We start from the raw sequence: 11018 nt of genomic DNA on the forward strand, positions 1-11018 counted from the left end.
CACTGCTGAACATCGTGGTGATCTCGGCGGCCGTGTCGGCGATCAACAGTGACATCTTCAGCGCCGGGCGGATGATGTACGGCATGGCCCACAACGGCCAGGCGCCCGCCAGCTTTGCCCAGCTGTCGCGCTTTGGCGTGCCGTGGATGACTGTAGTGGTAATGGCCGTCGCCCTGCTGCTGGGGGTGGTGCTCAACTACCTGGCCCCGGACAACCTGTTCCTGATCCTCGCCGCCGTGGTGACCTTCTCGATCGTCTGGGTGTGGCTGATGATCCTTCTGTCGCAGATCGTCATGCGCCGTGGCATGAGCGCCGACGAGGTCGCCAGGCTGCACTTCCCGGTACCGTTCTGGCCGGTCGGCCCGGCGTGTGCGGTGGTGTTCATGCTGTTCATCTTCGGCGTGCTGGCCTGGTTCCCGGACACACGCATGGCCCTGTACGTGGGCATCGGCTGGCTGGCCTTGCTGTCGTTGGGCTACTGGCTGTTCGTCGCCCGCCAACCGCTGGCAACCCTGGCAGATCCGGTCAGCCGCTGATCAGGCCGGAAACTGCTCGCTGGCCCAGTCGAGGAACGCCTGCGCCGCAGGCGACGGGCGCATGGCGCTGGACTGGGCCAGCACCACCGGCTGCGGGCTGACCGTTTCCAGCAGCGGCCTGCAAGCCAGGGGTTGGCCGTCGTAGCTGCAATCGGCCACCGGCCGGGTACAGGACAGCGCCACGCCATAGCCATGGGCGACCAGCCCGCGCTGCATCTCGAAGGTCTGGGTCAGTTGCAGGCTTGCCGGTTGCAGGTCATGGGCCCAGAACAACGACAGGAAATATTCGCGGGTCCGGGCGATGTCTTCGAGGATCAGGCATTCATTGGCCAGGTCCACCAGTGAGACCCGCTCCTGCAGCGCCAGCGGATGGTCGGCCGGTAGCAAGGCATAAGGCGTCAACTGCGCCAGCACGCGTTTTTCGATCGGCGCATCGAGCCCCACGTCATAGGTCAGCGCCAACTCCGCCTTGCCATCGGCCAGACGTCGATTGACCTCGGCAAGGTCAGCCTCGAACAGGGTGATGGTGACTTCCGGATGGCGCCGGCGAAAGCCGCTCAGCAGCCGTGGCGCGTAATACGGCCCCAGGTCCTGGAAGCAGATCAGGCTCAAGGCCCCGCGCACCACCTGTTGCTCTTCGCCCTTGCCGCTGATTGCCGAGGCCAGGTTGAGCATCTCCCGCGCCTGCTCCAGCAAGGTGCGCCCTGCCGGGGTCAGTTCCAGACCGCGGCTGACCTGGCGATGAAAGAGTTTTTCGCCCAGACTCGCCTCCAGCTGCGACAGCGCCAGCGATACTGACGGCTGGGAAATATGCTTGGTGCGCGCCGCCGCACTGACGCTGCCCTGCTCGGCGGCAGCGACGAAATACTCCAACTGGCGAAAGGTGAAGCCGATCATCGCAATGCCCCTCTGGGATGCTGAAACCAACAGTCGCGCAGTTACCCCGCCAGCGCCGGGCTCAACGCCGCGGGCGTATGCCAGGGGATATCGGCCCAGGCACCGCTGCCGGGGGCCAGCAACTGGCGCAGATGCTGCTCGTGGAACGCTTCGCCTAGCGAGTCGACGCGAAACGCCGCGACCCACTGCTCGCGCCCCAGCTTATAGGCTTTGCCGAAATCTTCCCAACTGTCGAAACAGTCTTGCGCCCGCTGCGCATTGAGCAGCAGCACACGCCAGGCAAGATCAGGTTCGAGCCAGCGCATCAGCAGCGCGCAACGGGCCACAAACGCCACCCGCGCACAGGCAAAGGCCATCGCCGCACGCGGCTCATCGCTGGCCGTCAGCGCCTGCAGGTCGAGGCTGTACCATTGCTGTTCGAGGGTCGCGCTGAAGTGCGCGCGCACCGCCTCATCATCGCAGTTGCTGCGAACCCCGGCCTGGTGCAGCAACGCTGCCCGCACGATCTTCTGAGCTTGCTCGTTGAAGTGATCGCAGGCCGGCGAGTAGAAGCCCTCGACGCCCATCGCATCGGCCATGGGCCTGGCCAGCAACAGCGACCAGTGCTTGCGCTGACTGAACAACGGCGCGGCGCGCGGTCGCAACGCCCGCCACAACAACCAGGCTGAAACAACCGCCGCGATCAGTAAAAACATGCGCTTCTCCTTACCTTGCCCGGGCTTGCCAGGCCTGGATTTCCTCGCCCTCGGCCGGCGTCATGTCCGGCCACGGCACACCTTCGGTCTGATACAGAGGATCATTGAGCTGACGCTCAGCGCGCTTGCTGAGGATATGCCGGGTGGCGTACTTGACCGACACCGCTTGCGGGGCAGCCTGCAAGAACTGCTGCGGCTGACGCCCGGCCACCAGCCACTCGACCATGGCCGACGGTGCATCGAGGCGCTCGTACAGTTGCGGGTAGCGGGCTACCAGACGGGTCTGGGCGGTAGCATCAGTGACCTCTTCGATACGCAGCCAGGCGGACTCGGTGCGCACGATGCCGATGGCGAGACAGTCAGCGGGGGTCTGCTGGTCGGTGCCCAGAGCATTCAGGCACTGCAGCAGGTCCTGGTAGTAACGCTCGACCGGCGGCCGGTTCTGCTTGCCCTTGACCTGCTCGACCGTCAAGGTGCCGTCGGCCTGGACAATCAGGCTGATGGTGATGTGCGGCTGGCCCTGGCCGTCGCGAAAACTGAGCACACGCATGCGCCGCTGTTCCACCGCTTCGGCATAGCGCTCGCCGTAGCCACCGCTCAGGGCGCGGCGGTCGGCGAACTGGCCGAGGCAATGGCGCATCACATAGCTTTCAAAGGCCATTTCGGCGCGCAACAACGGGCTGTCGGGCCGCAGCTCCTGCAATACATGTTCGCCGGTAGTCACGACCGTGGCCAAGGCCTCAGGCTGGCTCTGACGCCAGCCCTGGTCAACCCGCGCGGCCATCTGCGCGTGTTCTTTTTCCCACAGCGCCAGCGCCTGCGGGCAGTTGATCCGATCAAGCTTGCCGGCCAGCGCAGTGCCCTGGCGCGAGGTGAGAAACTCCACCAGCAAGGCCTCCTGCGCCAGCAGTGAGGCTTGCTCCGGGTCGACCCATACCAGGGGCGCAAGCACCTGCTGCGACGCTTTACCGACGTCGCTCAAGTGCCTGGCCACCCATGGCGGTGGCTCCGTTCCCAGTACCTCTACGGCCTGCTCCAGGGTCAGGATCCGGCGCGCCGGCTCGAAGTTGCCGACCAGATGACGGTAGAAATGGTTGAGCAACCATTTACTCACCTCTGGGGCATCACTGCGGGCCTTGCTGCGCTCGGCAATACCGCGTTTGAGCTGATCGGCATTGAGCGCATTGCGCGGGGCATAACCGGACTGTCGCAGCTCCGGTGTCACTTCCATATCTGCCACCAGGCCTTGCCTGCCGGTTTTTGCGGTGCCTGCAGCTCGGCGATCATCTCGTTGAAGACTTTATTGTTTCTCTGGTCGACGGCGTTGTCCGGATCGCTGCGCAGGATGGCGCGCTGATAATAGGCCAGGGCCTCTTCCTTGCGCCCGAGGTCCTTGAGCACATCGCCAGCGCAGCCCAGCAGCGAGCTTTCGTCCCTTTCATTGACCTGCGACGCGTAACGCTGCCACAGGCCGGTGGCCGCCTCAGGCAGGCTGTGAGCCAGGTACATGGCGACTTTCAGCCGGGCGAACAGCGGCGAGTATTCCAGGTCCTTGTCACTGACCCCGCGCTCTTCCTGCCACTTCAAGATACGTTCCAGCCAGATCAACATTTCCCGGTCGCGATCCAGGCGATACAGCGCAAACGTGACGTCTTGCAGGTAGTCATCCGGCTCATGGCGGCTTTAGCCGTAATCCGCCGCGTAGTGCCAGAGTTGCTCCGCCGCCTCAGCGATAGCCGCGTAATCCTTCTGGCAGATACGTGCATTGAGCACGCCGTGATAGTGCTCGGCAAACGAACTGGCGGCGATGCCGCAAGCGTGCAGTTCAAGGGCCTGGTCATACATCTGCTGGTCGTTGTAGCAGCGGTAGTTGATTGCCAGGTTGTTGCACAGCATCGAGTACAGGTGGGCGCAGCCGTCATACCGGTGGCCGCTGCCACTGGCAAAGCACTGTTCCATGCGCACCCGGCCCTGCTCGTAGGCAGCCCGCTGCAGGAAGCGCAGCAGCGACCAGGCTTCGTTCGTGGTGGCTTCATCGAGGCTTTTGACCTGCTCTTCCACCTTGTCCTCGACATACCCGGCGTACTCGTAACAGTACATGCCACTGGCCAGTTGCGGCATCGGCTGCTTGAGGGCATCGATGACGCCGAAGGCTTTGACGTGCGCGCAGAACACACTGTAGGCACTACGTCGATCCTGCAGGCCGCCGGCTTTTACGGCGTCCTGCAACATGGCCAGCTCAGTCTTGGCGTCGATCAGGCCGGCATCGCCCTCTCGCACCGCAACCAGGCGGGTGATCCATGGGTGATTCGGCGCACGGCGCTGGGCTTCTTCGCGCGCCTGGGCAAACAGCGCGTCGCGCAGTTCGGGGTTCTCCCGGGTCGCGTGCAGCGCTTCGAGCAACGGGTTCAAGGCCGGTGTCGCCTCGCTGCGCTCGGGCAGGCAGGCAACAAAGCGCTCCAGCAAAGCGGCGTTGTCGCAGGCGCGCATCACGCACAGCGGCCACCACACCGAGTTGTCCTCGGCCTCGAGCAACCGGTCGTGAATCCAGAATGGCGTGCCGGGCCACATCTGCTCGAGCATTTCATAGACATCCATGAACGCCCGTTGCCCAGCCTCCTCGATCCGCCCGCTTTCGAGCAACCAGGGCAATTCGAAATTAATGAAGTTATCGCCACCATCCGAGTCCAGGCTGCGGCTCGCCACTTCACAGATCTTCAGGGCCCCGGGCAGGTCGCCCTGGGCCTGCAATGCACGGGCGGCCAGCCGCGCCAGGCGCACTTCCCACTCACGGCGCCGGGGCAGCGACAACTCGGCGATCGACTGCACGACGGGCTGCTCGAACATCGCCAGGCGCAGCGGCACGATTTCGATCAGCCCGTCGCCCAGCCACAGCCAGTCGTTAGCGTCGACGTCCTGATCCTCGCCTGCGGTGCGCAAGGCGGCAATCGCACTCAAGGCGGCTTCGCGGGCCTGCTCGTCTTGCTCGTGGGCGGCCAGCACCCGGGCCCGGCGCCGGTGCTGGTCGGCATCGTCCCAGGCCCGCAGGGCGTGGCGCCCGGGGTTGATCAGCGCCAGGGTGTGGCGCACCTCGATGGCCTTGAGCGCGACGTCGAGCGTGGTGTGTTCGAGCTCGTCGAAGATGCGATAGCGCCGGTATTGCTCGACGTCGAAGTCGAGCCGCTCGTTGCTCAGTTGCTGCAGGCTGTCGAGCCCCTGCAGCAGGCCCTCCTCGTCTTTGAGGTAGTTGGCCAGGCGCAGCTGGTAAACCAGCAGGTTGAGTTTGAGTTCGTTGCGCGCCTCGTCAGCGCAGGCCTCGAGCAGCGCCTGACCGTCTTCGGCCAGTACCGCCCTGGCGGCATCGACGTCACCGGCGTTGACCCACAGCACGTGCAGGCGGTCGATCGATTCCAGCGAAGCAGCCTTCAGCGACTGGCCGCGCAGCTGGCTCAGCAGGTAATCGGCACCGTGTTCCTGATGCTCGACCTCAAGACGGTCCATGAATTGATCCAGCTGAATGCCGGACAGCACGGTGCTGTTTTGCGTCATTGTGAACTCCCTTTGCGAATGACTGTGCATCGCCCGATGCGTCCTGCGCCGGCGCCCTTGATGGGCCAACGGATACCCGCGTACGTCTGCCCTGGACAGGCAACGATGGCGAAAGGGATCGGGCAATACAGCGAGGTGCTGCACGCTACCAGTTGGCGTTTGAAAAAAAAAGGGCGTGCGGGGGAGCGGGATCAGTGATTAACGTGCAAACAGCGGATCGACACTGTGCAGGCATCGTTTGATGGAATCGAAGTCCGGTGCCTGTGACAGGCACAGTTGAATCCTGCCATTGACGGGCACCGACACCTGCGAAGAGTCGGCGCGCTGCCCTTCATAGATAAGCGCATGACGGATGCGCGGGTTGTCGTGGCAGAACTTCAACAGGTTGAACTGCCGGGAAGGCACCAGCACCGTGTTGACGATCAACAGGTCGAAGGGGGTGCCCTGCGTCCGGGTAGCCGCCTGCAACGCTTGAAAGCTACTCAAGTGGGCAACGCGGCAATACCCCAGGCGGTTGAGCATGTTCTCTATCTTGCTGCGCTGATCCTGCTGCCGATCAGCGATGACGATGCGCAATGCTGTGTTTGACATTCGGTAAACCTGACAGATGGGCTCCGCGAGTCTTTATAGACACTGCGACTCGCTGAAGTATTGGCAAGGTTACCGTTGGTCGTGGGCGCAGACTCTAAGACAATTCTCAAACGCCCTTACGCCGAAGGCTTAAGGCGTGGTCAGGGTGATCAGGTAGGCGCCGGAACTGACCGCCTTGCCGGCAGCATCCACCAGCGCGTACTGCTGGTGATAATAGCGCCCGGCCTTGCCGCTATCGGCCACCAGCCTGACGTTGACCGGGGTTTGATCGGGCGCACTGACCGACGCTTGCGAGTCAACCCGCTGCAGGCCGATACGGGTACCCCGCACCTGCGCCGGGCAATCGTTGAGGTTGAAGGCACCGGCCTGGGTCGAAGGCGTGCACGGCGACTCGACAATACTGCCGGTGAAATTGATCACCCCTTGGGCGACCGGCGTGGCGGCCACACAGGCCCCGTTCAGGCCGAACAGCAACCCTGCAGCGATAGCAACATACTTCCCGTTCATGCCGACACTCCTGCGATAGCGGTTGATACCTTGAGTGTCGACCAGACGGCGCATTGTTTAAGGATTGTCTGATAGGCAAAGCCGCACTTTGCCAAGCAGGTCGCAGAACCGGGTAAATGAGCGGCGCCTGGCTGGCCAACAGGGTCGACAACGCCTATGTTTAAGGATCGTCTGATGTCTGTAGCGCACGCGACTCACTAGAGTCCGCGGATGAGATTAAAAAGCTACCTGCTGCAAATCAGCCCCCTTCTTTCCAGCCCCGAAGCCGCCCGCCGCTTGCTGCGCTTGTTCGCCGTGGTGTTGCTGATCGGCATTCTCAGCGGCGTGTACAACTTTCTGTTGTTCACCTTCAACAACGACATCTCCCAGCGTCGCGGCTACATGAGCAGCGCGATTGCCGAAGCGCACACCTTCTTCACCAATCGCGAAGCCTTGCTGGAAAGCCTGAGCCTGTCGGCGGTGCGCAAGTCGAAGCAGGCCAAGCCCCTGGTCTACCTGCCATCGACCGAAGAAGTGCACCTGCAACTGGGCAGCACCACCGACAACCGCTGGAGCATCTGGCTGACCCAGCGCATGCGCGACTACATGAAGGACAAGCAGGTCAGCCTGCTGTATGTCGACACCGGGCCGAACGCGCAAGTCAGGCGCTTGTACAACTCCGCCCCCGGCGTACCCGGGTTCTCGCCGCGCATGCTCGAACAGTTGCAGGCGCTCAAGGACAACAACCCGTCACCCAGCGCCGAGCTGTGGCTGACCGACCAGACCGAGCAACGTTCGTACCTGTACATCTTCATCCGGCTTGATGAACGTGACGTCGAGTCGGGCTGGCTGGGCCTGGAGATGGACAGCCGCGAAGTGTCCACTGCGCTCAGTGATCAGAGCGCCGGCGAGTTCATGATGCTCAACTCCGAAGGCATGCTGGTGTTCACCAACAGCCACGACACACGATTGGGACAGATGCTGCTCAACTCGAAGGGCGAAAACTTTTTCGGCTTTGTCGGCGACGGCTGGATACCCGACCACCTGGTGATCCGCAAACACCTGCAATCGTCGGACTGGCAATTGGTGTACTCGATTGACCTGCTGGCAGTGATGACCGGGCTGTGGCAGCAACTGGTCGGCTCGCTGCTGTTCTGCCTGTTCACCGTGACCCTGGTCCTGCTGCTGATGCGCCGCATCGAACATCGTTTCATTGCCCCGGCGATCAACCGCATCCAGGCCCTGATCGAAAGCGAGGCGTTCAGCCGCGATGTCATCCAGACCGCGCCCGTGGCCTTGTGCGTACTGCGCCGTACCGACGGCAAGGTGGTGCTGGAAAACACCCTGGCACAACAATGGCTGGGGGACGGCCTGGAGCGCGATGTGCTGTGTGCCGGTTGGATCAACCAGGCCTTCGCCAGCCAGCAACCTGAACGCACTGACTACTTTGCCACCGCCGATGGCCGTCACTTGTACCTGAGCAGCGCCCCAACCCGCTACAACGGTGAAGACGTGCTGTTTTGCGCCTTCAGCGACATCAGTGCGCGCAAGCAGGTGGAAGCGGCGCTGGAAGAGGCGCGGCAATCGGCCGATGCCGCCAACGAGGCCAAGACCCTGTTCCTGGCGACCATGAGCCATGAGATCCGCACCCCGCTGTACGGCGTACTGGGCACCCTGGAACTGTTGGCGCGGACCCGGCTCGATGCCCAGCAGCGCGACTACCTGCATGCCATTGAGGGCTCCTCGGCGACCCTGTTGCAGTTGATCTGCGACGTACTGGATGTGTCGAAGATCGAAGCCGGGCAACTGGCGCTGGAACTGAGCGAATTCTCGCCGCTGGAGCTGGTTCACGAAGTCATCCAGGGCTACAGCGCCGCAGCATTGGGCAAAGACCTGCAACTGTATGCCTGCTTCGATCCACAACTGCCGGAACGGCTGATCGGCGATGTGACGCGGATCCGGCAGATTCTCAACAACCTGCTGAGCAACGCGGTCAAGTTCACCGACAGTGGCCGGGTGGTGCTGCGGGTCAAGCTGATCAACCGTGATGGCGAACGCTCGAGCCTGATGTGGCAAGTGTCGGACACCGGCAAGGGCATCGCCGAAGAAGACCATGCGTACATTTTCGAGCCGTTCTACCAGACCGAAGGCAACACCAATGTGGTGGCCGGTACCGGCCTGGGCCTGCCCATCTGCCAGCGCCTGACCCAATTGATGAACGGCCAGTTGCGCATGGTCAGTGAATTGGGCCTGGGCAGCAGCTTCACCCTGACCCTGCCGCTGGAAGAAGCGTCGGCCAGCACCGACCTGCCCGCCCAGGGCGGCCTGTTGCCCGAGACGATCTATGTGCTCTCGCCGATTCGCGAACTGGCGCAGTCGATCAGCGGCTGGCTGCGCCGCTGGGGCGCACGTGCCCAGGTCGGGCGGCCGACGCCCGCGGACTCAGCCAGCGGCTGCCTGCTGCTGGAGCTGCACCCTGGCAGCGCCGAACAGCCGCTGGTGGCCGACTGGACCGGCCCGCTGATCCTGGCCAGCGCCCACGGTTGCTGCGAGCCACAGCTCGAAGACGGTCGCTGGCAGGTCAATCTCAACCACCTGAGCGCCTTATACCAGGCCGTCAGACAAGCCCAGGGACTGTGGATCGCCCGCACCGATAACCCGCAAAAGCGCGAAATACAGAAGCTCGACCTGCACATCCTGGTGGCCGAAGACAACATCATCAACCAACTCATCCTGCGTGATCAGCTTGAGGAGCTCGGCTGCACCGTCGAGTTGGCGGGGGACGGCAACGAAGCCCTGCAGTTGTGGAAAAACGGGCACTTCGATGTGGTCCTGACCGATGTGAACATGCCCAAACTCAATGGCTATGAACTGGCCAGAGAGCTGCGCCGCCAAGGCTGTTCGATCCCGATCATCGGGGCGACGGCCAATGCCATGCGCGGCGAAGCAGAACTGTGCCTTGCTGCCGGAATGAACCATTGCCTGGTCAAACCTTTCGCGTTGCGGGCCCTGTTCAACTATCTGGCGCCTTATCAAGAGACCTCCCATGAAGCCCTATAACATCTTGATCGTCGAGGACCACCCGTTCCAGCACATGTACCTGCAGCACCTGTTCAGCGAATTGGGCGATTTCCATTTCGAAGCGGCCCAGGACGGCAAGGAAGCGCTGGAACACCTGCAGCGGCGTGACTTCGACCTGGTGCTCACCGACCTGCTGATGCCGGGCATGGACGGCGTGCAATTCATCCAGGGCCTGGCCAGGCTGCGCAGCAAGCCGGACCTGGCGATCATGAGCGCCGCCTCCAAGCGCATGCTGATGGCCGCAAGCCTGGTGGCCAAGAACCTCGGCGTAGAAGTGATCGGTTTGATCTCCAAGCCGGTCAAGCCGGCCGCCCTGCGCAACCTCACCGAACAGCTCGGCGGCAAGAACCGCAGTGCGCCGCAGGTACCGCCGGCAGTGGCGCAGTTCGACTACCAGGCGCTGATTCACGGCCTGAGCAACGGCCAGTTCCAGGCCTGGTTCCAGCCGAAAAAATCCCTCAGCAATGGCCGCATCGTCGCCGCCGAAGCCCTGGTGCGCTGGATGCACCCCGAGCAAGGCGTGCTGTTGCCTGGCTCGTTCCTGCCGGCCTTCAAGACCTTCGAGCTGGAAGAGCGCCTGTTGTGGCTGATGCTCAAGCAGGCCATCCACGCCCAGGCGCGCTGGCGCCAGCAGGGTTACGACATTCCGGTATCGATCAACCTGCCAACCCACCTGCTCAACAGCCATGACCTGGCTGACCGCCTGCTGGAGTTCGTCCTGCATCACCAGGGCATCCCGGGCAAGATCTGCTTCGAGCTGATGGAGTGCTCGGTGCCCCAGGACATCAGCAACTTCTACGCCGGTGCCTGCCGCCTGCGCATCAAGGGCTTCGGCCTGTCGCAGGATGATTTCGGCAAGGGCTACAGCTCGTACATGAACCTGGTCTCCACGCCCTTCACAGAACTGAAGATCGACCGCGCCCTGGTTCAGGGCTGCCATGAAAACGAAGGCATGACCTCGGCGCTGACCAGCATCGTCGCCCTGGGCCGCAAGCTGGGGCTGACCGTGGTTGCCGAAGGCGTCGAGACGCCCCAGGAGCTTGCCCTGTTGCGCAAGATCGACTGTACCCAGGCCCAGGGCTTTCTGATTTCACATGCGGTGTCGTCCGAGCAGTTCCAGCAACTGCTGAACCATGACGGGCCGGCAACCTTCTATTGATGTGCCGCGCAGCCTTTAATTGCC

9 protein-coding genes and 1 pseudogene are annotated in these 11018 nt (G+C 63.0%); 3 read left to right on the top strand and 7 right to left on the bottom strand.

The genetic code is table 11. From position 1 onward, the window contains the following. Positions 1–536: pseudogene (locus tag UW3_RS29565) on the top strand (amino acid permease); the annotation flags it as partial. Here the strand turns inward: UW3_RS29565 and UW3_RS0114070 are convergent. The 7 genes from UW3_RS0114070 to UW3_RS0114095 form a co-directional block, all read right to left on the bottom strand. Then, positions 537–1433, bottom strand: coding sequence for a LysR substrate-binding domain-containing protein (locus tag UW3_RS0114070; RefSeq protein WP_010223140.1), 897 nt, complete (start codon positions 1431–1433; stop codon positions 537–539). It lies immediately after the preceding pseudogene. Between the two features lie 41 nt (positions 1434–1474). Continuing rightward, entirely contained in the window at positions 1475–2128 is a 654-nt protein-coding gene (locus UW3_RS0114075; protein WP_010223141.1) for a DUF1266 domain-containing protein, read from the bottom strand. Between the two features lie 10 nt (positions 2129–2138). Beyond that, on the bottom strand, positions 2139–3359 hold the full coding sequence (locus UW3_RS0114080; RefSeq protein WP_010223142.1) for a hypothetical protein: 1221 nt from the start codon (positions 3357–3359) through the stop codon (positions 2139–2141). Beyond that, positions 3350–3715, bottom strand: a complete 366-nt coding sequence (locus tag UW3_RS29570) for a hypothetical protein (protein ID WP_237716756.1) — start codon at positions 3713–3715, stop codon at positions 3350–3352. Before UW3_RS29570 ends, UW3_RS0114080 begins: the two co-directional genes overlap by 10 nt. Positions 3716–3811: 96 nt before the next feature. Continuing rightward, positions 3812–5677 (bottom strand): hypothetical protein, encoded by a 1866-nt coding sequence (locus tag UW3_RS26990; protein WP_010223144.1) that lies wholly within the window; start codon positions 5675–5677, stop codon positions 3812–3814. A 198-nt stretch (positions 5678–5875) separates the two neighbouring features. Further along, complete coding sequence (locus UW3_RS0114090; protein ID WP_010223145.1) at positions 5876–6268, bottom strand: ANTAR domain-containing protein; 393 nt, start codon at positions 6266–6268, stop codon at positions 5876–5878. A gap of 129 nt (positions 6269–6397) precedes the next feature. Beyond that, positions 6398–6775: a hypothetical protein gene (locus tag UW3_RS0114095; RefSeq protein ID WP_010223146.1), complete on the bottom strand. Its 378-nt coding sequence runs from the start codon at positions 6773–6775 to the stop codon at positions 6398–6400. Between the two features lie 210 nt (positions 6776–6985). On the opposite strand from UW3_RS0114095, the gene UW3_RS0114100 reads away from it, so the two are divergent. Both UW3_RS0114100 and pvrR read left to right on the top strand, forming a co-directional pair. Next, positions 6986–9814: an ATP-binding protein gene (locus UW3_RS0114100; RefSeq protein WP_010223147.1), complete on the top strand. Its 2829-nt coding sequence runs from the start codon at positions 6986–6988 to the stop codon at positions 9812–9814. Further along, positions 9801–10994, top strand: a complete 1194-nt coding sequence (pvrR, locus tag UW3_RS0114105) for a response regulator cyclic di-GMP phosphodiesterase PvrR (protein WP_010223148.1) — start codon at positions 9801–9803, stop codon at positions 10992–10994. Before UW3_RS0114100 ends, pvrR begins: the two co-directional genes overlap by 14 nt. Positions 10995–11018 lie beyond the last annotated feature (24 nt).

The sequence above is a fragment of the Pseudomonas donghuensis genome, assembly GCF_000259195.1.
Taxonomy (GTDB): Bacteria; Pseudomonadota; Gammaproteobacteria; order Pseudomonadales; family Pseudomonadaceae; genus Aquipseudomonas; species Aquipseudomonas donghuensis.

What these genes read in the sequence shown, in the direction of transcription:
- UW3_RS0114100 (WP_010223147.1), top strand. Translation starts at nt 6,986, where the DNA reads ATGAGATTAAAAAGCTACCTGCTGCAAATCAGCCCCCTTCTTTCCAGC.
- UW3_RS0114080 (WP_010223142.1), bottom strand. Translation starts at nt 3,359, where the DNA reads ATGGAAGTGACACCGGAGCTGCGACAGTCCGGTTATGCCCCGCGCAAT.
- UW3_RS0114070 (WP_010223140.1), bottom strand. Translation starts at nt 1,433, where the DNA reads ATGATCGGCTTCACCTTTCGCCAGTTGGAGTATTTCGTCGCTGCCGCC.
- UW3_RS0114090 (WP_010223145.1), bottom strand. Translation starts at nt 6,268, where the DNA reads ATGTCAAACACAGCATTGCGCATCGTCATCGCTGATCGGCAGCAGGAT.
- UW3_RS26990 (WP_010223144.1), bottom strand. Translation starts at nt 5,677, where the DNA reads ATGACGCAAAACAGCACCGTGCTGTCCGGCATTCAGCTGGATCAATTC.
- UW3_RS0114075 (WP_010223141.1), bottom strand. Translation starts at nt 2,128, where the DNA reads ATGTTTTTACTGATCGCGGCGGTTGTTTCAGCCTGGTTGTTGTGGCGG.
- pvrR (WP_010223148.1), top strand. Translation starts at nt 9,801, where the DNA reads ATGAAGCCCTATAACATCTTGATCGTCGAGGACCACCCGTTCCAGCAC.
- UW3_RS0114095 (WP_010223146.1), bottom strand. Translation starts at nt 6,775, where the DNA reads ATGAACGGGAAGTATGTTGCTATCGCTGCAGGGTTGCTGTTCGGCCTG.